The organism is Streptomyces ficellus, from assembly GCF_009739905.1.
Lineage (GTDB): Bacteria > Actinomycetota > Actinomycetes > Streptomycetales > Streptomycetaceae > Streptomyces > Streptomyces ficellus_A.
Genome location: NZ_CP034279.1, coordinates 5,202,779 through 5,228,513, shown reverse-complemented (window position 1 = coordinate 5,228,513; position 25,735 = coordinate 5,202,779). Strand labels below are relative to the sequence as shown.

At 72.5% G+C, this 25,735-nt stretch carries 20 protein-coding genes and 1 other RNA gene; 7 read left to right on the top strand and 14 right to left on the bottom strand.

Annotation, left to right across the window (positions count from 1 at the left end):
- The first annotated feature begins 124 nt into the window (after positions 1-124).
- Positions 125-649: an ATP-binding protein gene (locus tag EIZ62_RS23430; RefSeq protein ID WP_208828016.1), complete on the top strand. Its 525-nt coding sequence runs from the start codon at positions 125-127 to the stop codon at positions 647-649.
- On the opposite strand, the gene pglX is transcribed toward EIZ62_RS23430, so the two are convergent.
- The 4 genes from pglX to EIZ62_RS23410 all read right to left on the bottom strand — a co-directional run bounded on the left by pglX (position 576) and on the right by EIZ62_RS23410 (position 10,181).
- Complete coding sequence (pglX, locus tag EIZ62_RS23425) at positions 576-4,187, bottom strand: BREX-2 system adenine-specific DNA-methyltransferase PglX (protein ID WP_156694660.1); 3,612 nt, start codon at positions 4,185-4,187, stop codon at positions 576-578. The two genes, EIZ62_RS23430 and pglX, sit on opposite strands and share 74 nt — an antisense overlap.
- Complete coding sequence (gene pglW, locus EIZ62_RS23420; protein ID WP_156694659.1) at positions 4,184-8,911, bottom strand: BREX system serine/threonine kinase PglW; 4,728 nt, start codon at positions 8,909-8,911, stop codon at positions 4,184-4,186. The genes pglX and pglW overlap by 4 nt, the downstream gene beginning before the upstream one ends.
- A 229-nt stretch (positions 8,912-9,140) precedes the next feature.
- An RNA gene (gene rnpB, locus EIZ62_RS23415) (RNase P RNA component class A) lies at positions 9,141-9,542 on the bottom strand.
- Positions 9,543-9,602: 60 nt separating this feature from the next.
- Positions 9,603-10,181: a Uma2 family endonuclease gene (locus tag EIZ62_RS23410; RefSeq protein WP_156694658.1), complete on the bottom strand. Its 579-nt coding sequence runs from the start codon at positions 10,179-10,181 to the stop codon at positions 9,603-9,605.
- A gap of 154 nt (positions 10,182-10,335) precedes the next feature.
- Between EIZ62_RS23410 and EIZ62_RS23405 the strand changes: the two genes are divergently transcribed.
- Together EIZ62_RS23405 and EIZ62_RS23400 are read left to right on the top strand one after the other, a co-directional pair.
- Complete coding sequence (locus EIZ62_RS23405; RefSeq protein ID WP_156694657.1) at positions 10,336-11,115, top strand: MerR family transcriptional regulator; 780 nt, start codon at positions 10,336-10,338, stop codon at positions 11,113-11,115.
- Positions 11,112-11,981, top strand: a complete 870-nt coding sequence (locus EIZ62_RS23400; RefSeq protein ID WP_244375927.1) for a hypothetical protein — start codon at positions 11,112-11,114, stop codon at positions 11,979-11,981. The genes EIZ62_RS23405 and EIZ62_RS23400 overlap by 4 nt, the downstream gene beginning before the upstream one ends.
- On the opposite strand, the gene EIZ62_RS23395 is transcribed toward EIZ62_RS23400, so the two are convergent.
- On the bottom strand, positions 11,932-13,374 hold the full coding sequence (locus tag EIZ62_RS23395) for an RNB domain-containing ribonuclease (protein WP_156694656.1): 1,443 nt from the start codon (positions 13,372-13,374) through the stop codon (positions 11,932-11,934). The two genes, EIZ62_RS23400 and EIZ62_RS23395, sit on opposite strands and share 50 nt — an antisense overlap.
- Before the next feature lie 92 nt (positions 13,375-13,466).
- Here EIZ62_RS23395 and yaaA point away from each other — a divergent pair, with 92 nt between their 5' ends.
- Positions 13,467-14,231 carry a peroxide stress protein YaaA gene (gene yaaA / locus EIZ62_RS23390; protein WP_156694655.1) on the top strand — a complete coding sequence of 255 codons (765 nt, stop codon included), beginning with the start codon at positions 13,467-13,469 and terminating at the stop codon, positions 14,229-14,231.
- 59 nt (positions 14,232-14,290) lie between these two features.
- Positions 14,291-14,917: a bifunctional 4-hydroxy-2-oxoglutarate aldolase/2-dehydro-3-deoxy-phosphogluconate aldolase gene (eda, locus tag EIZ62_RS23385; RefSeq protein ID WP_156694654.1), complete on the top strand. Its 627-nt coding sequence runs from the start codon at positions 14,291-14,293 to the stop codon at positions 14,915-14,917.
- 50 nt (positions 14,918-14,967) lie between these two features.
- On the opposite strand, the gene EIZ62_RS23380 is transcribed toward eda, so the two are convergent.
- The 4 genes from EIZ62_RS23380 to EIZ62_RS23365 are packed head-to-tail and all read right to left on the bottom strand — an operon-like array spanning position 14,968 to position 18,771.
- Positions 14,968-15,819: a GNAT family N-acetyltransferase gene (locus tag EIZ62_RS23380; protein WP_156694653.1), complete on the bottom strand. Its 852-nt coding sequence runs from the start codon at positions 15,817-15,819 to the stop codon at positions 14,968-14,970.
- 5 nt (positions 15,820-15,824) lie between these two features.
- Positions 15,825-17,216 (bottom strand): bifunctional RNase H/acid phosphatase, encoded by a 1,392-nt coding sequence (locus EIZ62_RS23375; RefSeq protein ID WP_208828014.1) that lies wholly within the window; start codon positions 17,214-17,216, stop codon positions 15,825-15,827.
- The gene (locus EIZ62_RS23370; RefSeq protein WP_208828251.1) at positions 17,216-17,959 is read right to left on the bottom strand and encodes a zinc ribbon domain-containing protein; all 744 of its coding nucleotides are present in this window, start codon (positions 17,957-17,959) and stop codon (positions 17,216-17,218) included. The genes EIZ62_RS23375 and EIZ62_RS23370 overlap by 1 nt, the downstream gene beginning before the upstream one ends.
- Positions 17,956-18,771 (bottom strand): Nif3-like dinuclear metal center hexameric protein, encoded by an 816-nt coding sequence (locus EIZ62_RS23365; RefSeq protein ID WP_156694652.1) that lies wholly within the window; start codon positions 18,769-18,771, stop codon positions 17,956-17,958. Before EIZ62_RS23365 ends, EIZ62_RS23370 begins: the two co-directional genes overlap by 4 nt.
- A 267-nt stretch (positions 18,772-19,038) precedes the next feature.
- Between EIZ62_RS23365 and EIZ62_RS23360 the strand changes: the two genes are divergently transcribed.
- Together EIZ62_RS23360 and EIZ62_RS32025 are read left to right on the top strand one after the other, a co-directional pair.
- Positions 19,039-20,205, top strand: coding sequence for a hypothetical protein (locus EIZ62_RS23360; RefSeq protein ID WP_156694651.1), 1,167 nt, complete (start codon positions 19,039-19,041; stop codon positions 20,203-20,205).
- Between the two features lie 49 nt (positions 20,206-20,254).
- Entirely contained in the window at positions 20,255-20,407 is a 153-nt protein-coding gene (locus EIZ62_RS32025; RefSeq protein WP_167536417.1) for a hypothetical protein, read from the top strand.
- A 98-nt stretch (positions 20,408-20,505) separates the two neighbouring features.
- On the opposite strand, the gene EIZ62_RS23355 is transcribed toward EIZ62_RS32025, so the two are convergent.
- From EIZ62_RS23355 to EIZ62_RS23335, 5 genes are all read right to left on the bottom strand, one after another.
- On the bottom strand, positions 20,506-21,426 hold the full coding sequence (locus EIZ62_RS23355) for a 3-oxoacyl-ACP reductase (RefSeq protein WP_156694650.1): 921 nt from the start codon (positions 21,424-21,426) through the stop codon (positions 20,506-20,508).
- Positions 21,427-21,437: 11 nt separating this feature from the next.
- On the bottom strand, positions 21,438-22,514 hold the full coding sequence (locus tag EIZ62_RS23350; RefSeq protein ID WP_156694649.1) for a Zn-dependent alcohol dehydrogenase: 1,077 nt from the start codon (positions 22,512-22,514) through the stop codon (positions 21,438-21,440).
- A 27-nt stretch (positions 22,515-22,541) separates the two neighbouring features.
- On the bottom strand, positions 22,542-23,396 hold the full coding sequence (locus EIZ62_RS23345; protein ID WP_156694648.1) for a MaoC/PaaZ C-terminal domain-containing protein: 855 nt from the start codon (positions 23,394-23,396) through the stop codon (positions 22,542-22,544).
- Between the two features lie 581 nt (positions 23,397-23,977).
- The gene (locus EIZ62_RS23340; RefSeq protein ID WP_156694647.1) at positions 23,978-24,199 is read right to left on the bottom strand and encodes a hypothetical protein; all 222 of its coding nucleotides are present in this window, start codon (positions 24,197-24,199) and stop codon (positions 23,978-23,980) included.
- Positions 24,196-25,698 carry an MFS transporter gene (locus tag EIZ62_RS23335; RefSeq protein WP_156694646.1) on the bottom strand — a complete coding sequence of 501 codons (1,503 nt, stop codon included), beginning with the start codon at positions 25,696-25,698 and terminating at the stop codon, positions 24,196-24,198. Before EIZ62_RS23335 ends, EIZ62_RS23340 begins: the two co-directional genes overlap by 4 nt.
- Positions 25,699-25,735 lie beyond the last annotated feature (37 nt).

Genomic DNA, 25,735 nt, shown 5'->3' with positions numbered 1-25,735 from the left:
TACCCGTCAGTGCGTCACTCCTGGTCAACGCTACGCAGAGGACGCGACCGTTGACCCTATGAAGTCAGCAACTCCCCCGAACGGGCATATGCCACAGCCCCGCGCACTGGAAGGCGAGTTCACCATGCGCTTCACCTCAACGCCGCGCGGTGCCCGTCTCGCCCGCCGACTCGTCTCGCACCGCCTGGACGACTGGGGCCATCCTTACACCAGCCACGTCAACGAAACGCTCACCCTCATCACGGCGGAACTCGCCGCCAACGCCGTACGCCACGGGCATGTCCCCGGCCGGGACTTCCACCTTCACCTCATCCTGAGCGAGGGCATCGTCCGGGTCGAGGTGACCGACACCCGCGCCGAGAAGCAGCCTCCGACCAGCCCCGCGGTGACCGACTCGCTGTCCGAGTCCGGCCGGGGCCTGCTCCTCGTCGCCGCCCTTTCGGACGACTGGGGCACCACCCCTCGCCATGCCGCCCCGGGAAAGACCGTGTGGGCGGAACTGCGCGTGCAGCAAGAGGGCCACCCGCGTAAGCACTGGGTGGCCCCCGAGCCGACGGACGTCGAACTGCTCCTGGCTACGGCTTCGCTGCTGCGCGACGACCTCGGGTCGCGGCCGGAGGACGCCAGGCACGGAGGTCGTCGTCGGTGAGGCCGTGCTCGCCCTGCTTTTGCTGGCGGTAACCGGCGAAGAAGTCCGCCGGGGAGCCGCTGTAGAGCATGTCGAACTCGTCGTGCCACTGGTACAGCCACGGCTGGAGCTCCAGCAGGCCGGCGAGGAACGGGGTGATCTCCTCGGTGGACAGCGCGGTGTTGGTGAAGTACGTGGCGAGAGCCTGCGCCTGCTCCCGGTGGTCCCAGCCGGCCCACCCGTACAGCTCGGGGGTGGCGGCGTTGGTCTGCCCGTAGGAAATGAACCGCTCCTTGGGCACGTCGAGCTTGCCGCGCGCCCGCCAGTAGGACGGGCGGAGGAAGTCGGCCGAGGTGTACTTCGGCGGCACGGGGATGGAGTCCCGGATCTTCCGCTTGGCGGGCTCGTCGGGCGCGGCATCCTCCTTGCGCTGGAGGTCCCACACCTCTTCCCAGTCGGCGCGCTTCTTCAACCCTGAGGGCTTGTAGCGCAGGGTGGAGAGGAACGGCACGTGCTCGTCGCTGATCAGCTCGGCGACGACCTTCGCGAGTTCCTTGCGGGGCGCGTAGAGCTTGGCAACGGAGACGAACTCCTCGTCACGGGAGAGGGCGTCGGTGAGGCGGGCCAGGGTGAGGATGGCGGGCTGACCGTTCTCGTCGAACCAGTGGTCGCGGTTCTCCATACGGTCGAGCAGCCAGGAGCGCAGGGCCTTCTCCTGAAGCGCGTCCCAACCTTCGGTGGCCCAGCGCCGCTTGTACTCGGGGCGCTCGACCATGCCGACGGCGCGGTTCGACTCGATGGCGTCGATGCGCTTCTGCACAATCTCACGGTAGGGGGCGGGCCAGTGGGCGGGGATCTCCGTGATGGGGGTGGAGTTGTGCCGCTTGAACCACTCGTCGCTGGCTTCGCCTGCGGCTACGCGGCGGGCGAGGACGATCTCGAACGCCCGCTCCCCGAGGTTGAGTTCGGGGATGTCGGGGGAATCAGGTTCCTCGGAGACGCGCAGATCTTCGGAGTGAAGGTTGTAGAGGGAGTAGACCTGCCAATCCAGCTCCTCCTGGAGGGCGACCATGCGGGCGCGGAGAGATTGCCAACGGGACTTAGCTGGCCGGAGAAAGTCAGCAGTGGGAGTGGCCTTACTCGCCACATTTACAGGGCTGGTAGAGGAAAGTTGCCGAGCTAGGCTATCGATTGCAAAGGATAGCGATGCCGGATACGCGCCGGGAAGGGGGAAATCCAGCAGAGGAGTACTGTTGAATTGGTAGAAGTCATCGAAAGGATGAGTGCTCTGTCGCGCCCCCTTCGCATCAACTGTACTTCCCATGTTGTGGCTAACCTGCTTCATCCAGAAGCCGGCTGCCGAGCTGTTCATCAGGCCGAGCAAATCGAGATGGTCCTCGTCACTCGCCTCAGCCCGGAGCTTGATGACCGGGGCGGAGCGGTTAAACACCTTGCCACCTCGATCCAACACGAAATGATTGTGCGTCGCAACGAAAGAAAAGGCGACAAGACGGTCTGATTCCAGCCGCTCATCACTATGGAAAGCATAGTTTGACCAGGGAAGACCACGCTGCTCCTTGGTCTTCGCAAACATGAGGCTTTTACGGAGCATCTGACGTCCACGCCACAGAACGAGGTCCTCAAGATGTGCACGCTGAGCAGCGTCTGCATCAGGCGGATAGATCGCATAGGCGCCAGGCGAGCTGTCCCAGTCTCGCACTTGATCACCTTCAATGAAGAGTCGCAAAGGAGCAACCCTGGACTGGATCCACGTCGCAGCTGGACGCGGGAACGCGAAGAAGTCATCGTCGCCCGTAATGGCCGCAAACCCAATGGACGCAACCTTAGCAGAAAGCCTTACCGCAGACCCTTCATCGAGCTTGTCGATCACCTCTCGTCCACCATCAGCCAGAATCCAGGGGTGCTGACTAAAGTATCGATCGCGTTCGAGGTCACCTACTGAAACCCATCGACTATTCGATCCAGGATCATCAATCTGTTTCAGAATTGCACGCCAAACCAGCCCATCTTCACCATGAACCGGTGCACTCGGCTCACCCATCGCGCCACGTACAGCTCGGATCGTTGCCGACCGATTGATTCCTGAACGGCGCTTCCCAATCAGGATAACCGTAGGCGTACCGTGCCCTGGAATATGCGCACCCGAGGTGTCGATAACTTCGGTCAATTCAACCTCGTGCCCGAAGTATTCCTCAATCAACTTTGTGCCGAATTCTCGCTTCATGAATGAACTAGCAGTGATCTGCCCCACCAGACCGTACCCGCGCCCATCGGCACCTCCCCGCTTGGCTAGCTCGAAGAACCGCTGCGCAAATGGCACCGATAGTGCGTACTTGCCTGCACAAGCGCTGTACAGCTCCCGATATAGGGTATTTAGATTCTTATCCTTCACCGTGATGTACGGAGGATTGCCGACCACAACGTGGTAGCCCCCATTCCGGAGAATGCCTGGGTGCTCCTGCACGTCCTCGGTGGCGTAGGCAAACGACGCCAGGGGATCGTCCAGCTCGTCTTCGTCCCCACCCAGCGTCAGTTCCAACTGCCGCGCCTTGATAAGCGAGTCACCGACCGCCAGGTGGATCGGCCAGTCAAACCTCGCCGCCCCCGCCATCGACCGCACACCGCTCGCCGCCATAGCCGCAACCAGCAACCGGAACCGAGCAATGGCCACGGCGAACGGGTTGACGTCAACGCCGTGCACCGAATCCAGCGCGGCCCGCACCCGCTCGTGCACGTCCTTCCCCGGATGCTCCTCCCCCCACAACCGCACCAGCCGCCGAAACGCCCCCAGCACAAAGTGCCCCGACCCACATGTAGGGTCGATCATCTTCAGTTCCTCGTAGCCGAACTCCCGCACCGCCGGGTTCATCGTCCGGTCGAGGATGAACTCCTCCACGAACTCAGGCGTCTGGAGCAGCGCATACGTCTTCCGCGCGGCTTCGCTCAGGTCCTGGTACAGGTCGCCCAGGAACCGCGTGTCCCACCCCTCCGTACCGTCCTCGTTCATCGGGTCGGTGAAGTCGTGGACCAGAACGCCCGCCTCATCCCTCCCCCGCCAGAACTCGACCAGCTCCCGCGCACCGTCATGCGACAGCGGAACCTGGTACAGCGGGTTGTGCCGCTTGTCGAAAAGCAGCCGACCCGCCTGCCCCTGCCCCAGCTCCTCGAACGCCTTCTCCAGCCACCCCCGGTACGTCGGGTCCTCGTCCGACTCCACGTACGCGTCGTACCGCGACTCCGCCAGCTCGCGCCGGTCCCCGTCCGGCCCCGTCAGATACGGCTCCGGAATAAGCCGGTTGTCCTCGCAGAACCGTACGAAGACCGTCCCCAGCACCCACGCCACCGCGACCTGAGTGACCCGCTCGTCCAGCCACGCGTTCCACGTCGCCGCCGTGCGCCCCAGCTTGCGCGCCTGGTCGTACTCGGCCCTCAACCGCGTGCCGACCTCCCCCAGCGCCTTCACCTGTCGCCCGAGGTCGGCCTCGACCGCCTTGACCTGTTGCTTCAGGTCGTTCAACAGAGCCTTGCGGTCGATCACTTGACGTCTCCCTCGACACCACTGGCACTGGCACTCGCCATGCCCTCGCCGGACCCACGATGGGCGTTGCCCACCCAAGTGTCCGGAAGCTGAATCCACTCCCCCAGGCCGGCCTGGTACGGCACGGCCACCTGCCCGAGCCGGGGCTCACGCGACGGGTCGCTCTGCGGGACCAGGAGCCACAGCCCCCGCCCGCCCCGCCGGGCCGCCGACGCCAGCCGGTCCAGGACGCCCATCGCGTCGTACCGCGCGAACACCCCGGCCTCCGTCAGCAGCACAGGACCGGCAGGGTCAACACGACCGGCCCCACCTCCACCACTGTCACCCAGCAGCTCCGCCACCCGGGGCTCCACCGCGCCCCACGCCGTCCGCACGTACTCCGCGAACTTCACGGCGCCCTTCGACCCCGGCTCGGCGGCGTCCGCCTTCAGCAAGGTCTCCCAGGTCGGCTTCGTACCCGGCGTGACCTGCGCGTGCAGGGCCTCCAGGAACAACTCCGTCACCGACAGCGCGCCCGCGCCCAGCCGCTCGGCGCCCAGTTCCCTTACCGCGTCCCGCACCAACTGCTGCCGTACGGTCAGCACCCGGAACCCGTCCCGGCGGGCCGACGCCAGCAGCCGTTCCTCCGCGCGCACCGCGCCCGCGAGCTGCGGGTCGTCGGCGTACCGCGTCACCGCACCCGTACGCGTCGAGTGGCGCCACGCACCCGTCGTGAGGTAGCTGGACGCGTCGTCCACCCGCGTCGGCAGGTAGCGCAGCGTGCCCGTGTCCTCGCGCGTGTTCAGCGACAGCTCGAAGCCCGCGTCGCGCAGGGCCTTGGTCAGCGGGCCGCCCGTCGGGAGGTCGTGGGAGGCGCCGCCCCGGCCGTCGACCACGACCAGCTCGGGGAAGCGGGCGCGCACCCGCTCGTGCACATCCTCGCCCGTCAGGCCGGGCTGCCGCCCCTCCGGGACACCCGGAATCCAGCGCACGAGCCCGGCCTGCGTGAGCCGCAGCGCCCGGACCAGCGACAGATCGCGCGGGTAGATCTCCAGGCGCGGAGTGGCTGCGGCGTTCACGGACGCCGCTGCCGCCAGCTCCACCATGCGCCGCTCGTCCCAGTTGACCGCGCCCGGCGGCACCGTCAGCGCGCCCAGCTCAGCCAGGACCGTCGCCGCCGTCGGCAGCGTGTCCAGCTTGGCGAGCCGGTCTGCCGTCTTGCCCAGGCGGGTCGCGTACTCCAGCAGGCCCGGTGCCGTCGGGGTGTCCGGGCCGTCGTCCTCCCGCACGTCGAGCGCGAGCAGGCCGGCGCCCAGGGACTCGTCTGTCGCCTTGCGGTTCGGCTGGTGCTGGAACTCGGCCTCCTGGGGCACCAGTTGTTCCACCTCGACCACGGCCCGTACGGCCGCCAGCGCCATCGCGCGCCGCTGCTCACGCCCGGCGAGATGCGTGCCGCGCCGGACCGCAAGTGCGTCCGCGATCTCGACCGCCGAGGCGACCCGGCCCATGCTCACCAGCAGGTCGATGATCTCTTCGCGCAGCGCCCGGACGGCGGGCTCCGCCTTCCAGCGCTTGCGCTCGTCCTTGAGCATCTGCGGGATGCGGCCGTGGCTCAGTCCAAGAGCTTCCGCGACGTCCTTCTGCTTCGGCCAGACGCCGATGTCCGGCAGGACGCCGTGCTCGTCGGGCAGGCGCAGCAACAGCCGTACCATCTCGGCCTTGTTGCGGTTGGAGCCGTTGTTGTTGACGGCGGGCACGAAGACGGTGGCGAGGGTGTCGAGGCTGACCGCGCGCAGCGTGCGGGCGGGCAGTGTGCCCGCCGACTCGCCCGTCGCGAGGTGGCCGACCAGGGCCGACTCTGCGGCCGTGAGCTGCTCCAGCTCCTCCTTGGCCTCCGCCCGGCCCTTCGGTGTCAGCGGCGAGACGGGGATCTCCCGCAGCCGCTCACCCCATTCCCGCTGCCGTTGCTGGACCTCGTTGCGGGTCTTGGCGCCCAGGCCGGGGGCGTTGACGAGCTTGCGGCGGCTGTAGTCGAGGAGTTCGCCGACCGTCGTGATGCCCAAGCCGTACAGGAACGACTGGGCGGCGAGCGTGAGTCCGGAGACGGTCAGCGGTGTGTCCCGCGTGACCTCGGCCGCGAGCCGGTCGCGCTGCTGCTCGGCGCTCTCGGGTTCGGCGTCCGAGATCCCCGCTGCGGCGGCGCCCTGGGCAGGCAGGCCCTCCCCGGCGGTCGTGGGTGCCGGGGCCGATGCTCGGGTCCGGTGGCTGGACGGGACCGTCTGCGACGCGTCGAGGAACACCTTGCGCCAGGCGTCCCGCATCGGCTTCAGCTCGGGGTACCGCTTGGCCGCGTCGCGGTGCAGGGCCTTCTGGAAGAAGGCGACGAGTCCGTCCCGTACGGCCGGGTCGAAGGCTTCGGCCGCGATCGTCGGGTACGGCCACTCCTTCGCGTCGGTCATACGCGGCAGGACACTGCCGTCGCCCCACTTGGGCAGCTCACCGGAGGCCATCTGGTGCAGGGTGACGGCGACGGCGTACCGCTCGGCGTGCGAGTCGTACGAGCCGCGGGTGATGACGTCGACGAAGGGGTCGAGGTAGCCGTCGGTGCCCGCGTCGGTGTTCTTCGCCGGGTAGCCGGCGAGGGAGAAGTCGATGAGCACGAGTTCGCGGGTGCGGTTGGGGCGGATGCGGATGGCGATGTTGTCCGGCTTGATGTCGCGGTGCCAGACGCCCTCACCCTCCAGGAAGTCGACGGCACCGAAGAGGTAGTCGCCGTACGCCTCCAACTGGTCGACCTGGAGGCGGCCGTTCTCGCGGAGCTGGCGGGCGACGGTCTCCTCGCGACGGCGCGGGCGGGACCCGGCCTCGCTGCCCTGCCCGGTGTCGTCGCGTTCGTCGCCGACGTACTCCAGTACCAGGACCGTACGGCCGCCGATGTGCAGCGGCTCGGGTTCGACGAGGCGGATGATGCCGGAGTGGGCGCGCAGGCGGCCCATGGCCTCGGCCTCGCGGGCCAGGATTTCACCCCGGTTGTCGGAGAGGGCGACCTTGAGCACCGCCAGCGGGCGCGTCTTGCGGGCCTCGGCCTGGAGGTCGCGGACGAGGAAGGCGCGGCTGGTGGAGCCGGTGCCGAGGCGGCGGCGGATCTCCCAGCGGCCGGCGAGCACGTCCCCGGCTACGGCCTCCAGCGGGTCCTTGTCGGTGGGGGTCTCGTCCTCCTCGCCAGGCGCCTCCGTGGCGGTGGCCGCCGAGGCGGGGGTGGTCAGGGAGTCCTCGACGACCTCCAGCAGCTCCAGAAACTCGTCCACGCTGGAGAGGCGCTGGCCGGGCCGGTAGGCGGTGGCGGCCTGGACCAGGTCGTCCACGTCCTCCGACAGGCCGTCCACCAGGGAGCTGGGGCGCAGGCCCTCGCCCGCTTCCAGGCGGGCCAGCAGCTCGGCCTGGCTGGCGGCCGGGGCCTTGCCGGTGACCAGCAAGTACGTGAGGACGCCGAGCCCGTACACGTCGAGGTGGACCGGGTCGGGGTTGAGGGCGGTCAGCTCGGGGGCGAGGTAGGCGTCGGCGTCGTCGGCGAGGTGCATGGCGGACAGGGCGGTCGGCGCGAAGCGGGTCATGCCCTGGCCCTGGGAGGAGTCGCCGCTGCGCTGGGTGGCGATCTGCCAGTCGGAGATCTGGAGCTGCGGGGTGAGCCAGGCGGCCTCCTCGCCGACGGCCCGTCCCTTGCCGCCGCGCGGGCGGGGGACGACGTACACGGAACGGGCGGCGAGCGCACGGTGGTGGATACGGCTGGAGTGGGCGGAGCGCATGGTCTCGGCGAGCTGGCGGACCAGCGCCATCCGGCCGAGGATGTCCAGCTTCTCGCCGTACTGGACCAGGTACTCGTCCAGCTTCAGGGTGGCCGGGTGGTAGTCGAAGATCAATGCTGGACCGGCGGCGTGCCCGGAGGGGAAGTACTGCTTGAGCTCGACCACGCCGGGGTGCTTGAAGCGGCCCAACACCGCGGCCTCGCGCCGGGCGGCGTTCTCGACGGACTGACGCAGGGAAGCGTCGGAGCCGCGCTCGCTGAGGTAGATGCGGACGCGGGCCGCCTCGGGCAGGTCGCTGTGGCGGGCGAGGTAGTCGGCCCAGGTGGGCCCTGAGTCGAAGGACTTCCGCTCCAGCTCGTACGGGCCGACCTTGTACTGCGCGTCGCTCTTGCGGATGCCGATGTTCTTGAGGGCCGCCTCGATCTCGCGCGAGCCGATCGCCGTGACACGGCGCCGCTCGTCGCGCGGCGGCTGCTTGAGCATCTCGACCAGCTCGTCGACGGTGTACACACCGTTCTGGTCGTGGGCGGGCAGCCGTACGCGGAAGCTGTTGTCCGTGAAGCAGACGGCCTCCGCGACCCACACCCGCTTGTTGCCGGGCAGCGCAAGCAGGCCGGCCAGTTCCTTGGCCTTGCGGTTGACCAGGTGCAGTGGGTTGCCGTGCGTACGGCGGCGACCACCAGGGGTGGTCTGCACCCAGGTGCCGTTCTCGGAGGTGACCGAGCCGTGCCAGTCCTTCAGCTCGATCATGCAGACGCCGCCGGGAGCGACGACCAGCAGGTCCACCTCGCGGACGTGCCCGGTGTTCGCGGTGAAGGTGAAGTTCGACCAGGCACGCCAGGGGTCGGAGTCCGGCAGCTTCTCCCGGATCGCCTCCAGGCCGCGGCGTTCATGATCGAACTCGGACTCGGTGACCGTGACCCACCGGCCTTCCCGCATGCCTCTTCCCCGCTCCCTATATCCCGCGAAGGTCGCCGTTCCCCATGGTCAGACCCAGGGTGCAGATCCTAGTCCCTGCCTGTGACCTGGGAAGGGGTGACGAAGAATGGGGCTTTGCGGAGCATGGCGCGCGCACGACGGAAATCGGCGGTGCACCTGCGCCGGCTCGCCGTCCGGGCGCGATCCGGAAAGCAGGGCATTTGGTCAATTGCCGATAAATGGGAGGGGGCAGACGAGTCGGGCTGTACGCCGGGTTCTGTTCCCCGGGACCTCGCGGTCGTCGGGGCGACGGCCATCCATCTAGGACCGGCGTTGCCACCGGTCTCGTGCGGTCTACCCGCGGACTCGGGCGGGCAGCCCTCGATCGTCCGCGCAGGGACACCGGAGTGTCCCCTTTTGACCTTGCTCCGGGTGGGGTTTACCTAGCTGCCCAGGTCGCCCTGGGCACTGGTGGTCTCTTACACCACCGTTTCACCCTTACCGAGGACCGAGGTCCTCGGCGGTCTGTTTTCTGTGGCACTGTCCCGCGGGTCACCCCGGGTGGCCGTTAGCCACCACCCTGCCCTGTGGAGCCCGGACGTTCCTCGGGGAGAACCCCGAAGGGTCTCCACGCGGCCGCCCGCCCGGCTCGTCTGCCGTGGCGACCATGCTACCCGCCGGGCGGGGCGGCCCCGGACGCCGGAGCCGGACGTCAGAGGAAGTCGGCGGTCTCCAGGTCGAAGCCGAACGGCTCCGGGAGCGGGAGCGGCTTGCCGAACGGCATGGTGACGACCTGGCGGTAGTCCGCGTCCTCCGGGTCGCTGAAGAGCGTCACGGAGGACGCCTCGCGGTCGACCAGCAGGTACAGCGGGATGCCGCCGCGGGCGTAGCAGCGCCGTTTGGTCTCCCGGTCCCGCTGCGGCCGGGAGGACGTCACCTCGGCGACCAGCGCCACACCGTCGCACGGCATCCATGAGTCGGCCCCGCGGAACAGCCGCAGCTCCGCCGGGGCGAAGGTGGCGTCGGGAATGACGTGGGTCCGGGGGCACGCACCCCCACTGGGCAGTTTGAGGCCCTTGTTGCCGGAGAATTGCATGCGAGTTCGTGACCGCATGAAAACCTGCTCCACGATCAGGCTGTTGTAGTCCTCGTGGTCCCCGTCCGGCGGCGGTGTCACAACGATCTCCCCCTCGATCAGCTCGGCCCGGAAGCCCTCCGGCGTCTCCAACGCCAGGAAGCCCTCCAGCAGGTCGTCCGCCTGCGTGAGCGGTGCATGGGCCATCGCGGTCATGTCTCGCCCCTTCCTCGGTCGCTCGTCAGACTGGGACATCGCCGGGCCGCCCGTCCGTGAGATGGGAGTCGTTCCCTCGATCGTGGCACATGATCGAGGAGCGTCGCCGGATTGTCCTTGACCTTGTCGCAGCGTCAACGTTTCTACTGAGGTCATGCGGATCGGAGAGATCGCCGGCCTCGTCGGCATCACCACGCGGGCGGTGCGCCACTACCACCACCTCGGGCTGCTGCCCGAGCCCCGGCGGCTGGGCAACGGGTACCGGGACTACACCCTGCGCGACGCCGTGCTGCTGGCGCGGATCAGGCGGCTGACCGAGCTGGGGCTCGGGCTGGACGAGGTGCGGGACGTGCTGGCGGATGACGCGGGGCGGGAGCTGGTCGACGTACTGGAGGAGCTGGACGCGGACCTGGCGCGCCAGCAGGGCGAGATCGGGGCGCGGCGGGAGCGGCTCGGGGTGCTGCTGGAGCAGGCGCGGGCGGGGCGGCTGCCCGCGGAGGGGCCGGTGTCGCCGGGGCTGGCGGAGCTGTTCGGCGACATGGCGAGGGCCTCGGAGCGGCTGCCGGGGCCGGAGCCGGAGATGGCGGCCCGCGACCGGGAGGTGCTGACGCTGCTGGAGACGGTGGTGCCGGAGGCGGAGGGGGCGCGGCTGGTGGACGCGATGCGGACGATGGCCGGGGCGCCGGGGGCGCTGGAGCGGGCGTACGAGGTGTACGCGCGGCTCGACGCCCTGGCGGACGCGGCGCCCGACGACGTACGGGTGGAGGAGACCGCGCGGGCGCTGGCCGAGCTGGTCCCGGACGAGGTGGTGCCGGGCGACCCGGCGGAGCTGGACGACACGGCGGTCGCGGAGGTGTTCTTCGCAGACTTCTCGGCCGCGCAGGCGGCGGTCCTGCGCCGGGCGCTGCGGATCGCCGCGGAGCGTGCGCGGTGAGGCGGGTGGTGCGGGGCGCGGCGTACGCGCTGCTGCCGGCCGAGGTGGTGCTGGCGGTGTGCCTGGTGGCGGGGGTGCGGATACCCGGCGCCGTCGTGCTGGGGGCGGAGGTGGCGGTGCTCGCGCTGCTGGGCGCGGAGGTGTTCCTGTACGTACGGCTGCGGCGCGGCGGCCTGAGCCGGCGGCAGGCGGTGGGGGTGCTGGTGCCGGAGCCGGTCGCGCGGCTGGTGGGGCACGAGCTGCGGCTGATGGTGAGCCTGGTGCGGTGGGTGGCGCGGCGGCCGCAGGGGGTCGGCGAGGCGGTGGGCGGCGGGGTGTTCGGGCACGCGCGGGCCCAGGCGGCGTACATGTACGGCTTCGCCTTCGTCTGCGTCGTGGAGACGGTGGGGATGTCGTTCCTGCTGGCGTCGTGGCCGGTCGTGCACGCGGTGGTGCTGGTGCTGGACGTCTACACCGTGCTGTTCGTGTTCGGGCTGCACGCGGCGTCGGTGACCCGGCCCCACTTGCTGACCGCCGGCGCGGTGCGGTTGCGGCAGGGGGCGCACGTGGACCTGGTGGTCCCGCTGGAGCGGATCGCGGCCGTACGGTACGAGCTGCTGTTCACGCACGAGAAGGCGGACGGGGTGCTGAACCTGGCGGTCGCCTCCCAGACCTCCGTCACCATCGCGCTGAGCGAGCCGGTCACCGCCGTGAGCCTGCTGGGCAAGCCTTACCCGGTCCACCTGGTGCGGTGTCACGCGGACGACGCGCGGACCTTCGCGGCGGCGCTCCGCCAGGCGCTCACGCCGGTGGCCCCGCCGGAGGTCACGCCGGTGGTCACGCCGGAGCGAACAGCGCCTTCTCCCGTCCCGGATCCGCTCGGGTGAGCCGTACGCGCAGCCGCTCGCCCAGCGCGAGCGGGCGTGTGCCGCCCTCGACGCGGGCCACGACCGCCGGCTCCTCCAGGTGGACGGTGCCGACCGCCGGGTCCCGGTCGTGGACGTCGACGACGTACGCCTCGAAGACGTCGCCCACCCGGTCCTTCAGCAGCGCCGCCTCCACCAGGTCGACGCACTCCCGCTCGACGGCGCCCGCCCGGCGCGATCCCTCCGCCATCCGTCGCGGGAGCGCGGGCAGCGCCTCCCGGACCCACTCCGGCGGCTCCCGGCCCGCGACGGCGGCCACGCACAGCTCGCCGGCGTACCGGTCGACGAGGCGGCGCAGCGGGGCGGTGCAGTGCGTGTACGGGGCGGCGACGGCGGCGTGGACCGCCGGCACCGGGGTGTCGCCGCCGGTGAAGACGGTGTAGCCGGCGCCCCGCAGGAGGGTGGTGCAGTCCTGGAGGAAGGCCGCGTGTCGGGTGTCGTGCGGGTCGAGGGAGCGGAGGAGCGCGGCGTACGAGACGTGGTGGGGCCAGTCGATGCGGAGGGCCTTCGCGGAGCGGCGCAGGCGGGCGACGGCGCCGTCGGGCGCGGTGGGCAGCGTGCGGAGGACGCCGGTGCCGGAGGCGGTCATCAGGTCGGCGGCGGCCATGCCGGTGAGCAGGGAGATCTGGGCGTTCCAGGAGTCGGCGGGGCGGGGGGCGCGGTACTCCAGGCCGTAACGGCCGTCGCGCTCGACGACGTCCTGTTCGGGGACGTTGAGGGAGATGCCGCCGCGTTCGGCCTCCAGCCGCTCGCGCAGGGTGCCGATCTCGCGGAGCAGGGCGAGCGGTTCGCCGGCGGTGTCCGTGTCGAGGCGGAGCTGGACGCCTTCGTAGTCGAGGCGGGCGGTGCTGCGGACGAGGGCGCGGCGGACGTCGGTGGCGGTGCGGCGGCCGTCGGCGTCGAGGTCGAGGCGCCACAGGAGGGCCGGGGCGGTCCGGCCGGGCGTCAGGCTGGCGGCGCCCTCGGAGAGGACGGGCGGGTGGAGGGGGACGCGGCCGTCGGGGAGGTAGAGGGTCTGCACGCGACGGTGCGCCTCGTCGTCGACGGCACCCCCGGGCGTGACGAAGGCGGCGACGTCCGCGATGGCGTAGTGGACGCGGTAACCGCCGCCGGGACGGCGCCCGAGGTGCATGGCCTGGTCGAGGTCGGTGGAACCGGGCGGGTCGATGGTGAAGAGGGGGATGCCGGTCTCGTCCCGCTCCGGGAGGCGCGGCGACGCGGCGGCGGCCTCCGCCTCGGCCAGTACGGCGGGCGGGAAGGCGCCGGGGAGGTCGAGCCGGGTGCGGAGCGCGTGCAGGGCGGCCGCCAGGGACGCCTCGGCCGCGCCGGTCACACGCGTCTGGCGGCGGGGCATGGGTCGAGCGTAGGGCGCGGGGCACGGGACGGCACTTTGTACGCTGGCGCGGGGCCGCATCCCCGTTTCGTACGTACCGAAGGAGAACCACCGTGCTCGTGCTGTTGCCGCCCTCGGAAGGAAAGGCAGCGTCGGGGAGCGGCGCGCCGCTGGAGCCGGGTTCCCTGTCGCTGCCGGGGCTCGCGGCCGCGCGGGCGGCCGTGCTGGAGGAACTGGTGGAGCTGTGCTCCGCCGACGAGGAGAAGGCGCGGGAGGTCCTCGGGCTGAGCGAGGGGCTGCGCGGCGAGGTCGCGAAGAACGCCGGGCTGCGGACGGCGGGTGCGCGGCCGGCCGGGGAGGTCTACACGGGCGTCCTGTACGACGCGCTCGGCCTGGCGACGCTCGGCGCGGCGGCGCGCGAACGGGCGCGGGTGTCGCTGCTGGTCTTCTCCGGGCTGTGGGGCGCGGTGCGGGTGGACGACCGGATCCCGTCGTACCGCTGCTCGATGGGCGTGAAGCTGCCGGGGCTGGGGGCGCTGGGCGCGTACTGGCGTACGCCGATGGCGGCCGTGCTGCCGGAGGCGGCCGGGGACGGGCTGGTGCTGGACCTGCGGTCGGCGGCGTACGCGACGGCGTGGCGCCCGAAGGGCGGGGTCGCGGCGCGGACGGCGACGGTGCGGGTGCTGCACGCGCCGACGCGGAAGGTGGTCAGCCACTTCAACAAGGCGACGAAGGGCCGGATCGTGCGGAGCCTGCTGGAGGCGGGCGCGGCGCCCGGGTCGCCGGCGGAGCTGGTGGAGGCGCTGAGGGACCTGGGGTACGTGGTGGAGACGCCGTCGGCGGGGAAGCTGGACGTGCTGGTGGACGAGATCCACTAGTCGTTGCACTGTGCGCAACGCTCGTTGCGGTTGACGCACCGGCTGGGCAGGATGGGCGCATGCACTCCGCCCCGTCCCCGCTGGACCACGCCCCCGTCCTGCCCGTCGTCGTCATCGAGGACGCCACCGACGCGGTCCCGCTGGCCCGCGCCCTGGTGGCGGGCGGCCTCCCCGCCATCGAGGTCACCCTGCGCACCCCGGCCGCGCTCGACGCGATCGGCTCCATCGCGGCGGAGGTCCCCGGCGCCGTCGTCGGGGCGGGCACGGTCGTCTCGGCGCGGGGCGTGGCGGACGCGGCGGCGGCGGGAGCGCGGTTCCTGGTGAGCCCCGGCTGGACGAACGGCCTGCTGGACGCCATGGAGGCGTCGGGCCTGCCGTTCCTGCCGGGCGTGTCGACCGCCTCGGAGGTCGTGGCGCTGCTGGAACGCGGGGTGCGCGACATGAAGTTCTTCCCCGCGCAGGCGGCGGGCGGCACCGCCTACCTGAAGTCCCTGGCGGGACCCCTCCCCCACGCCCGCTTCTGCCCCACGGGCGGCATCACGGCCACCTCGGCCCCCGCCTACCTCGCCCTCCCGAACGTCGGCTGCGTCGGCGGCACCTGGATGCTCCCCGCCGACGCGCTCGCGGCGCACGACTGGACCCGCGTGGAGTCGCTGGCGCGGGAGGCGTCGGCGCTCGGAGGGTGACGGGGCTCGGGGGTGACGGCCGGGCCCGGGGCACCTCCGCCATGCCGGATTCAGCCGAACGCCACGTCCACGTGGTCGGCGATCGGACGGTAGCCGAGGCGCCGGTAGAGCCCGGTGCTGGTCGGGTTGGCGACGTCGGCGAAGAGCAGCACCTGCCCGGCACCGGCATCCTGGGCGGCGCGGCTGACGGCGGCGGTGACCGCCCCCGCGTAGCCCCGGCCGCGCAGTCCGGGCGGCGTGTAGACGGGCGCGACGCGGGACTGCCCGCCGACGGGCGCCGAGTGCGCGGCCATCGAGACGGGCCGGCCGCCCGACTCCCAGACGTACAGCCCGCCATGGGCGACGCGCCGCTCGGCGTTCGCCGTGTGGTCGGTGGCGGGGCCCAGGCCGGCCTCGGCGGCGAACGCGCTCATCCAGGCGGCGGCCAGCGGTACGTCGGCCGCCGTCGCCCGCCGCGCGGCGCCCTCGGGAGCGGTGCGGGGCGGTACGAGCGCGCCCAGCCGGAACAGCCGGCTGCGACGGGTGAGCGTCCACGACCCGTCCGGACCGGCCGGGGCCGTCCACGCCTCGGCGAACGCCCGCACGGGCTCCTCGTCGCCCTTCACGCCCTCGACGCGCGTCCCGCGCAGCGCCTCGGCGAGCTGCCGGGCGGCCACCTGCGGCATGGGCCCCAACAGCGGGTCCCGCGGCGGGGTCTGGACGTACACCGCCTCGACGGGTCCGGCCGCGGTACGGCGCCAGAAGCCGAACCGGGCGTCCATGGTCCCGAGCGCCCGGGGGCCGTGGCTGCGCACCGTCTCCGCCACCGTGAGCGGCACGGTGTGCCGGGCGGGGTCCGCCGCGAGGCACGGGCCCGCTTCGCGGCGGAACTCCGCGACGTTCGTCGTGAGCTGCCAGCCCACGACGCTCACCGCAGGTGCGAGGTGTCGTTGAGGAGGCGGACCGAGGCGTTGCCGTCCCGGTAGTACGCCACCGCCGACAGCGAGGCCGCCGACAGCTCCATGCGGAACAGGGACTCCGGCGGGGCGCCCAGGGCCAGGCGGACCAGCGTCTTGATGGGCGTGACATGCGTGACCAGCAGCACCGTGCGGCCCGCGTGGCGGGCGGTCAGCCGGTCGCGGGTCGCGGCGACCCGGCGCGAGACGGCCGCGAAGGACTCGCCGCCCGGGGGCGCGGCCTTCGGGGACGCCAGCCAGGCGTCGAGCTCGTCCGGGTACCGCTCCCGCGCCTCCGCGAACGTCAGGCCCTCCCAGGCCCCGAAGTCCGTCTCCCGGATGCCGTCCTCGATCCGGACGTCCAGGCCGAGGCGGGCCGCGATCGTCGCGGCGGTCTGACGGCACCGTGCCAGCGGGGACGACACGATCTCCTGGACCGTGCCACGAGCCGCGAGCACCGCCGCGGCGGCTTCGGCCTGCCGCCGGCCCACCGGGGACAGGTCCGGGTCGGTGCCGCCGCTGCCCGAGAAACGCTTCTCCGGCGTGAGCGCCGTCTCGCCGTGGCGCAGCAGCACGAACGTGGCCGGCGCCCCCAGGTCCGCCGTGGCGGCCCAGCCGACCGGCGGTGCGGCCGTGGCGGCCGCGGCACGGCTCGTGGCCGGGGCGGCCGGCACGGCGGCGGCGTCCGGGGCCGGGGCGAGTGGATCCCCGCCGGTGGCGGCGGGGCTCGTTCCGGTGCGGCCCGTGCCGGCGGATGCCGTGTCGACGGGGCCCGTACCGGCGCGTGACGTACCCGCGGGCCCCGTACCGGCAGCGGTGAGGGCCGCCCGGGCCTTCGCGGCGCCCGCGGCCGCGTCACCGACCACCCGTGCCGCACCCGCGTCCAGCGTGGCCGACGCGCCCGCGTCGAGGGCGGCCGTCGACGTGGACGGCTGCCACTGCCTGCCGCGCTTGCCGGCGTCCATCGCCTCGTTGGCGAGCCGGTCCGCGTGCTTGTTCCGCTCGCGCGGGATCCACTCGTACGTCACCTGCGACGCCGGGAAGACCCCGGCCGCCTCCGCCGCCAGCGGCTTCATGTCCGGGTGCTTGATCTTCCAGCGGCCCGACATCTGCTCGACCACCAGCTTGGAATCCATGCGGACCCTGACCGTCGCGTCGGGCGCCAGCTCGCGCGCCGCCTTCAGGCCCGCCACCAGGCCCTTGTACTCGGCGACGTTGTTGGTGGCGACGCCGATGTACTCGGCGGCCTCCGCCAGCGGCTCCCCCGACACCGGGTCCAGGACCACGGCCCCGTAACCCGCCGGCCCCGGGTTGCCCCGGGAGCCGCCGTCGGCCTCGACGATCAGTTCCCGCAGGTCCGTCATTACAGGCCCGACTCCGAGGTGCGCACCAGGATGCGGCGGCAGTTCTCGCACCGGACGACGGTGTCCGGCGCGGCGGCCCGGACGTCGTTCACCTCGGTGATGTTCAGCTCGATGTGGCAGCCCTCGCAGCGGCGCTGGTACAGGCGCGCCGCACCGATCCCGCCCTGCTGCTCGCGGATCTTCTCGTACAGCTTCATCAGGTCGGCCGGGACGGAACCGGCCACCAGCTCGCGCTCCTTGGCGACGGACGTGGCCTCGCCGTCCAGCTCCTGCGTCGCCGCGTCGCGCCGGGCGACCGCGTCGTCGACCTTGCCCTGGACGGAGGAGACCCGCTCGGTCAGCTCGGAGACGCGCTCCTGCGCGGACTCACGGCGCTCCATGATCTCCAGGACGACGTCCTCCAGGTCGCCCTGGCGCTTGGCCAGCGAGACGATCTCCTTCTGGAGGCTCTCCAGGTCCTTCGGGGACGTGACCGCCCCCGAGTCCAGCCGCTGCTGGTCGCGGACCGTGCGCTGGCGCACCTGGTCGACGTCCTGCTCCGCCTTGGTCTGCTCGCGGGCGCAGTCGCTCTCCTCGGTCTGCGCGGCGACGAGCAGGTCGCGCAGCTGGGTGAGGTCCTTGTTCAGCGACTCGATCTCGGCGTGCTCGGGCAGGGACTTGCGCTTGTGGGCGAGCTGCGACAGGCGTACGTCCAGGGCCTGGACGTCGAGGAGTCGGATCTGGTCGGCGGGCGCGGCGTTCAGTTGGGGGCTCCAGAAGAAGAGTGGTGGGACCACGGGTCGGTGACCGTCCTCGAGACGTGGACCCGCAGGCCCCAGCCGTGACGGTCGGAAATCTCGTCGAGCTGGGCGGCGGCCAGCTCGCACCAGGGCCACTCGGTGGCCCAGTGCGCGGCGTCGACCAGACCCAGCGGTGAGTGCTGGGTGGCCTCGGAGGCCGGGTGGTGGCGCAGGTCGGCGGTGAGGAACGCGTCCACGCCCGCCGCGCGCACGGCGTCGAAGAGGCTGTCGCCGGACCCACCGCTGACGGCGACGGTCCGGACGGTGGCGTCGGGGTCGCCCGCGACACGGATGCCCTGCGCGGTGGCGGGCAGCCGCTTCGCGGCCCGCTCGGCGAACTCGCGCAGCGTCTGCGGCGGGTCCAGCTCGCAGATCCGGCCGAGGCCGTTCTCCGGTACGAGGGGCCCGGTGACGCGCAGGTCGAGCGCGCCGGCGAGGGCGTCGGAGACGCCGGGGTCCGCGGTGTCGGCGTTGGTGTGCGCGACGTGCAGGGCGATGTCGTTCTTGATCAGCGTGTGGACGACCCGGCCCTTGAAGTGGCCGGCCGCGACCGTCGTCGTGCCCCGCAGGTACAGCGGATGGTGGGTGACGATCAGGTCCGCGCCGAGCGTGAGGGCCTCGTCGGCGATCTCCTGTACGGGGTCGACGGCGAACAGTACGCGCGTGACCTCGGCGTCGGGGTCGCCGCAGACGGTGCCGACGGCGTCCCACTGTTCGGCCCGCTCGGGCGGCCAGAGGGCGTCGAGCTCGGCGATGACTTCAGACAGACGGGGCACGGAGGAAAGGCTACCTGGCCTGCCCTCCGGCCCCACACCTGTGCCGGTCCGGCCCCGGCGGGCGCGCCCGCCGCTCGCGGGCGGGGAGGCTGCGGGCGCGCCGGCCGGGGGGCGCGTGCCGGGGTTGGCGGGCGCGGGCTCCAGCACACCCGCTCCCCTTTCTCAGGCGAATCGGTACATCACCACGCTTATAGGTGAAGCGCAGAAGGTCCCGTTGTTCGGCAGGAAGTGCGAAAACTACCTTCTGTCGCCGGAGGTGACGAGTCGATGACAGCCTGTGCCATCGAGCCCACCGCGGAGGAAGGCGGCGCGGTGTCGCGTGCGGGTCTCACGATCGCGGCGAACGGCGCCTACGCGGCGCGGCTGGCGGGGGACGGCGAGGCGCTGTACCCGGAGCGCTGGACACTGGACGGGCCGGAGCCGTACGCGGTGCCCCTCCCCGCCGCGCAGCCCGAGGACCCGCACGCGCAAGTGCTTCCGCTGGTGGACGGGCGGGTGCTGATCGGGCGCCGGGCCGACGGCCGGTGCGTCTTCTCGCTGCTGTACCCGACGGGGCCGCGGACCGGAGAACTCCCGCTCGGCGCCGTCGAGTCCGGATCGGTCCGGCTGCTGCCGCCGTCACCGGACGGGGCGTACGCCTACGCGCTGGCGGCCGGCGCGCACTCGACGGGCGTCTGGCTGGTGGCCGGCGGCGCGGGCGGCGGCCCCGAGCACATCGCCGAGATCGACGGGCACTGCACGGGCGGGTCGTGGCTGGACCGCACCGGCAGGATGCTCGCGCTGGACCGGCGGCAGGCCGGTGGCGGGCCCGTGAAGGCGGTCGCCGTCGACCTGGAGCGGGGCGGCGAGGTGACACCGCTGCTCCAGATCGCGGAAGGCAGCGACGACCGGGTGCTGCTGGCCGACCCGGACAGCGGACTGCTGCTCATCCGGTCCGACGCGCCGTCACCGGGGCACCACCGGCTGGGGTGGGGCGTCCTCGGCAGCACGCTGCCGGTGCGCTTCCCGGAGTGCCTGCGGCTCCCGGACGCCGCGGTGACGCCCTTCGCGATACAGCCGGGGCAGACGCTGACCCCGGAGACGTGCGCCGTGGCTCTGCGGATCGACGCGGCGTCGGGCAGCTGGGTCGGCCTGTGGCGGCCGGCCGAACGGCGCCTGCACCAACTCGCCGCGCCGCGGGGCTGGCTGGCCGGGTCGGGGCTGTGGTCGCGGGAGGGGGAGCTGCGGCTGCCGTACGTGACGCGGGGGGTGCCGTGCGGCCTGGCGCGGATCGTCGCCGCGGCCCCGGAAGAGCACGTACCGCATGCCTCCACACCATCGGCACAACCGGAAGGCGCAGGTGGGGAACCGTCCGGGCATGCGGTGACTCCTGGTGTGTGCAAGCCGGTGCCGTTGCAGCAGGCGCCGCTCACCGGCCGCACGGCCCCTGGATAGACTCTCGGGCCGCAACATCGTCAGCGATCACTACGGGGTGACTTCCCACATGTCTGAAGCCAGGACCGACACGACCCACGGGCGACCGCAGGGGGACGCCGGCGGCTCCGGAAAGCACCGAGGCGGTGCGGCGTCGACGGAGGACCTGTCGACGCAGCCGCACGGCCGTCACCGCAAGGAGCCGCACGCCGGGGCGGCCTGACGGCACGGCAGCGCACGGCACCGCGCGAAGGGGCCGCCCCCGGTGAGGGGCGGCCCCTTCGCCGTGCGCGGTGGGGCGGTCGTCGCGTGGTGGGCCCGTCAGTTCCTCGTGAGGGACAGGACCTCCGCCGCGGCGAACGTCTCGCCGGGCGGGCGGCTCGCGTAGTACGGGGAGAGCAGCGCGTCCAGCTCCTCGTACGAGAACGCCTCCTTGGCCGCGTCGAACTTGGCCGCCACCCTCGGCCGTTCCACCACGGCCACCATGCCGCCGTGGACGACCAGTAGCTGCCCGTTGACGGCGGACGCGGCGGGCGAGGCGAGGTAGCCGACGAGCGGCGCGACGTGGTCCGGGGACAGCGGGTCGAGGGCGCCGTCGCCGGTGGGCTCCCGGAACCCGGCGAAGACGTCCCGGGTCATCCGGGTGCGGGCGCGCGGGCAGATCGCATTGCACGTGACGCCGTACTTGGAGAGCGCGAGGGCCGAGGACGTGGTCAGGCCCACGATCCCGCCCTTGGCGGCGGCGTAGTTGGGCTGGCCCGCCGAGCCGGCGAGGAACGCCTCGGAGGAGGTGTTCACGATCCGCCCGTGCACCGGCCCGCCGGCCGCCTTCGCACGCTCGCGCCAGTGGACGGACGCAAAGTGCGTGGTGTTGAAATGGCCCTTGAGGTGGACACGCACCACCGCGTCCCACTCGGCCTCGCTCATCGAGAAGACCATCCGGTCGCGCAGGATGCCCGCGTTGTTGACCAGGACGTCGAGCTTTCCGTACGTGTCGGTGGCGAGGGCCACCAGGGCGCCCGCCGTCGCGTGGTCGGCGACGTCGCCGATGTGGGCGACCGCCCGGCCGCCCGCCGCGACGATCTCGGCGACGACCTCGTCGGCCGCGGCGGCCGATCCTTCGCCGTAGTCGTTGACGACGACGGCCGCGCCGAGCCGGGCGAGCTCCAGGGCCTCCGCGCGGCCGAGGCCCCGCCCGGCGCCGGTGACGATCGCGGAGAGGTCCGCCAGGGGCATGGACATGGGGTCTCCCGTCAGATCTCGATGCAGGTGCGCAGCGCCTCACCGGTGCGCATCTGCTCCAGCGCGTCGTTGACGCCCGCCAGCGGGACCCGGTGCGTGATCAGCCCCGCGAGGTCGATGCGGCCCGCCCGCCACAGGGCGATGGCCCGTTCGTACGAGCGCAGGACGTCGCCGCCGCCGTACATCGACGGCAGGATCCGCTTCTCGTCGAAGAACAGCTCGAACATGTTGAGCTGGAGGAAGTCGTCCATGGCGCCCGCGCCGACGATGCACAGGGTGCCGCCGCGCCGGGTCGTCTCGTAGGCGGTGCGGGCGGTGGCGGACCGGCCGACGACCTCGAAGACGTAGTCGAAGCCCTCGCCGGCGGTGATCCGCTGCTTGGCGTCGGGGAGTTCGTCCGGCGCCACCGCATCGGTCGCACCGAACCGCAGCGCCGCCTCCCGGCGCGAGGCCACCGGGTCGACGGCCACGATCCGCGCCGCGCCCTGGAGCTTGGCGCCCTGGATCGCGGAGATGCCGACGCCTCCGCAGCCGATGACGGCGACCGACGAACCGGCCTCCACGCGTGCGGTGTTGATAGCCGCGCCCAGCCCGGTCGTCACCCCGCAGCCGATGAGCGCGGCGATGTCGAAGGGGACGTCGTCGGGTATGGGCACCGCGCAACCGGCGTCCACGACGACCTCCTCGGCGAAGGTGCCGGTTCCGGCGAAGCCGAAGACGTCCCCGCCGGGGCGCCGGAAGTTGGGCGTGCCGGCGTTCAGGAAGCCGGCCAGGCACAGCTGGGTCTGGCCGCGCCGGCAGGAGGGGCAGGCGCCGCACGCGGGCAGCCAGCACAGCAGCACCCGGTCGCCGCGGGCGAGGGTGGTCACCCCGTCGCCGGTGTCCAGGACCTCCCCGGCGCCCTCGTGGCCGGGAACGAAGGGCGCGGGCTGCGGCAGTACGCCGTTCATCGCGGAGACGTCCGAGTGGCACAGCCCGGTCGCCCTGACCCGGATGCGCACCTTGCCGGGGCCGAAGCCCACCGCCTCGACGTCGTCGAGGACTTCCAGTTTGTCCTGGCCGGTCTCGTGCAGTACGGCTGCGCGCATGGCGCGGCTCCCTTCACACGGTTTGCGTCACACGGTCTCTACGAGGGCGTCGGCGAGGACCGGCGCGTCGTCCCGCTCGACGGCGGACACCGCCACCCGGACTCCCTCGTCCTGCTGCCACATCCGGATGCGGAGGGTCTCGCTCGGGTAGGCCACGCCCGCGAAGCGGGTGCGGTACGCGCGGACGCGGGTCACGTCGCCGCCGAGGACGGTGTCGGCGACCGCCTTCAGGGTCATGCCGTAGGTGCACAGGCCGTGCAGGATGGGCCGGTCGAATCCGGCGAGCTTGGCGAACTCCGGGTCGGCGTGGAGGGGGTTCCAGTCGCCGGAGAGCCGATAGAGCAGGGCCTGGTCCTCGCGCACGTGCCGCTCGACGGTCCGGTCCGGGGCGCGCTCGGGGAGTTCGAGGCGTGCGGAGGGGCCGCGTTCGCCGCCGAAGCCGCCCTCGCCGCGTACGTACACCTCGGCGTCGCTGGTCCACAGCGGTCCGTCGTCGTCCGTGGCCTCGGAGCGCAGGACGAGGACGGCCGCCTTGCCCTTGTCGTACACGGCGGCGACCCGGGCGGTGGTCCGGGCCCGGCCGCGGACCGGGATCGTCCGGTGCAGCCGGATGCTCTGCCCGCCGTGCAGGACCGCGGCGAGGTCCACGTCGATGCCGGGGGCCGCCAGGCCGCCCATCATGCCCATGCCCGCGCCGGCGACGGTGGCGAAGCTGGGCAGGACGTGTAGCCGGGATTCCAGGGTGTAGCGCAGTTCGTCCGGGTCCGTCGCGGGGACTCCGGCGCCGAGGCCGAGGTGGTAGAGCTGGACGTCCTTGTGGTCCCAGGTGATCTCGCCGGAACGGGGCTCGGCCGCGATCGCCAGGTTCGCGTCAATGGGCATGGGGCTCCTTGTACGGAAGACCTCGGCACGGCCGTCCGCACCGTCGGCCGCGCCGAGGCCGCTGAGGCCGGCCCCCTCTCCCGCGCGCCCTTCTAGAACGCGTTCCAGGGCCGGTGGTCCACCTGTATAGCGCGGGCGGCGGGGGTTGGGAAGGGTGCTGACGGTGCGTCAGCTCTGGGGGTGGGGGTGTGCGCGGTTTGCCCGTGGCCACCCCAGCCGTTGTGGGCAATCGTCCCGCTGGGGCGGGACGGGTGGGCACAACGGGAGTGGTGCGGTGCCTGTTCCCGGTTCGCCTGCGGGCGGTGCCTCGGGCCGGTGCCGGTCGGTGGGGGTGGGGCGTGGCCCCTCCGGGCTCGCCTCCTCGGGGCCGGCGGCCTCAGGTTACGAGGATGGGAGCCCCGGTAACGCCGCCGGCCCCCTGCGGGGGCGACCCTGCACGGCCCCACCCCGGTGCGTCGCCGGGTGCGGGGCGGTGGGTGGTGGGCACGGCCCCGCCTCGGGTGCGTCGCCGGGTGCGGGGCGGTGGGTGGTGGGCGCGGCTCCGCCCCGGCGGGGGGCCGGGGGCGGGCGGCGGCGGGAGGTCAGAGCTTGTCCATGCCCTTGTACGGGCTGACGATGCGGGCCTTCTGGGAGCCGAAGTCGACGAGCGTGGCGATCTCGTCCTCGACGGCGATGACCGTGCCGAGGCCGTGCCGGTCGTGGGAGACCCGGTCCCCCACCGCGAAGTGCTTGATCGGTGCGGCAACGGGGGCTTTGAAGGGACTGGTGGCGAGGTGGCGCCGGGGCGCGGATCGGTTCGTCATTTCCCGCCAGTATGCGGCACGGAGGCCGGATCGGGCAGGGGGCCGTCGGGACCGGGCATGACCGGGGCCCGCCGCGGCAGCCACAGGAGCATCAGTACGGCGCCCGCCAGCAGGACGCCCGCGCCGGTGCGGAACGCCAGCGCGTACCCCGCCGTGAGCGCCTCCGGTCCCGTTCCGCCCGCCGTGCGGGAGGCGGCGACCGTCGACAGGACGGCCAGGCCCAGGGCGCCGCCCATGGTGCGCGAGGTGTTGACGAGGCCCGACACCAGGCCGGCGTCGCCCGGTGCGGCGCCCGAGGTGGCGAGCGAGGCGAGCGGGGTGATGGCCAGGCCCATGCCGGCCATCATCAGGACGCCGGGGCCGAGGATCGTCGTGACGTACGTCCCGTGCACGTCCATCAGGGACTGCCAGCCGAAGCCGGTGGCGGCGACCAGGGTGCCGATCACCGCGAGGTTGCGCGCCCCGGTGGTGGTCATCAGGCGGGGCGCCAGCTTGGAGCCGAGGATGACGGCGAGGGAGCTCGGTACGAGGGCCAGGCCGGCCTCCAGCGGGGTGTAGCCGAGCACGTTCTGGGCGTAGACAGTCATGAAGAACCACATGGCGAACGAGGCCGAGCCGTTGACCAGCATCGACACGTTCGCCGCCGTGACGGCGCGGGAGCGGAACACCGTGAGCGGCATGAGCGGGGCCCTGGTCCGGGCCTCGACCGCGACGAACGCGACCAGGAGCGCCGCGCCGCCGAGCAGCGGCAGCAGGGTCGCGGGCTCGCCCCAGCCGGCCTCCTCGGTCTGCACGATGCCGTACGCGACGGCGGCCAGCCCTGCGGTGACCAGGACCGCGCCGGGCAGGTCGAGCCGCCTGCCGCTCTCGACCCGGCTCTCGCGGATCCACAGCGCGGCGCCGACGAGGACGAGGACCCCGACCGGCACGTTGATCAGGAGTACCCAGCGCCAGGACAGCAGGTCGGTCAGGACGCCGCCGACCAGTCCGCCGGCCGCGCCACCGCCCGCGCCCACCGCCGACCAGGTCGCGATCGCCCGGGTCCGCGCGGGCCCGGGCGGTACGGCGCCGGTCACGATGGTGAGCGTGGCGGGCGCGAGGACCGCCGCGCCGAGCCCCTGTGCGGCGCGGGCGGCGAGCAGCTGCCAGCCCTCCGTGGCGAGCCCGCCGGCGACCGAGGCGGCGGTGAACAGCCCGAGTCCGGCCAGGAACGTCCGCTTGCGCCCGAATATGTCGGCCGCTCTGCCGCCGAGCAGCATGAACCCGGCGAAGGCGATCGAGTACGCGTTGAGCACCCACTGGAGGCCGACCGCCGACAGCCCGAGGTCGGCGCGCATCGACGGCAGGGCGACGTTCACCACGGAGACGTCGAGGACCACCAGGAACTGGCCGGCGCAGGCGGCCAGGAGGACCGCCCAGGTGCGGGCGGCGGGGCGGGAGGTGTCGGCGGCCGGGCGGGCAGGGGTGGTGTCGGTACGGGGCTGCGGCATGGCTGTCATGGTCGCAGGTGATGTGTGCTCCGTACATCGGAAGGTG

Coding starts and splice junctions, on each gene's coding strand:
- pglW (WP_156694659.1), bottom strand. CDS start 8,911: ATGCGGGAAGGCCGGTGGGTCACGGTCACCGAGTCCGAGTTCGATCAT.
- EIZ62_RS23405 (WP_156694657.1), top strand. CDS start 10,336: ATGCGGATCGGAGAGATCGCCGGCCTCGTCGGCATCACCACGCGGGCG.
- eda (WP_156694654.1), top strand. CDS start 14,291: ATGCACTCCGCCCCGTCCCCGCTGGACCACGCCCCCGTCCTGCCCGTC.
- EIZ62_RS23360 (WP_156694651.1), top strand. CDS start 19,039: ATGACAGCCTGTGCCATCGAGCCCACCGCGGAGGAAGGCGGCGCGGTG.
- EIZ62_RS32025 (WP_167536417.1), top strand. CDS start 20,255: ATGTCTGAAGCCAGGACCGACACGACCCACGGGCGACCGCAGGGGGAC.
- EIZ62_RS23430 (WP_208828016.1), top strand. CDS start 125: ATGCGCTTCACCTCAACGCCGCGCGGTGCCCGTCTCGCCCGCCGACTC.
- EIZ62_RS23355 (WP_156694650.1), bottom strand. CDS start 21,426: ATGTCCATGCCCCTGGCGGACCTCTCCGCGATCGTCACCGGCGCCGGG.
- EIZ62_RS23340 (WP_156694647.1), bottom strand. CDS start 24,199: ATGACGAACCGATCCGCGCCCCGGCGCCACCTCGCCACCAGTCCCTTC.
- EIZ62_RS23375 (WP_208828014.1), bottom strand. CDS start 17,216: ATGACGGACCTGCGGGAACTGATCGTCGAGGCCGACGGCGGCTCCCGG.
- EIZ62_RS23410 (WP_156694658.1), bottom strand. CDS start 10,181: ATGACCGCGATGGCCCATGCACCGCTCACGCAGGCGGACGACCTGCTG.
- EIZ62_RS23395 (WP_156694656.1), bottom strand. CDS start 13,374: ATGCCCCGCCGCCAGACGCGTGTGACCGGCGCGGCCGAGGCGTCCCTG.
- EIZ62_RS23350 (WP_156694649.1), bottom strand. CDS start 22,514: ATGCGCGCAGCCGTACTGCACGAGACCGGCCAGGACAAACTGGAAGTC.
- EIZ62_RS23345 (WP_156694648.1), bottom strand. CDS start 23,396: ATGCCCATTGACGCGAACCTGGCGATCGCGGCCGAGCCCCGTTCCGGC.
- EIZ62_RS23335 (WP_156694646.1), bottom strand. CDS start 25,698: ATGACAGCCATGCCGCAGCCCCGTACCGACACCACCCCTGCCCGCCCG.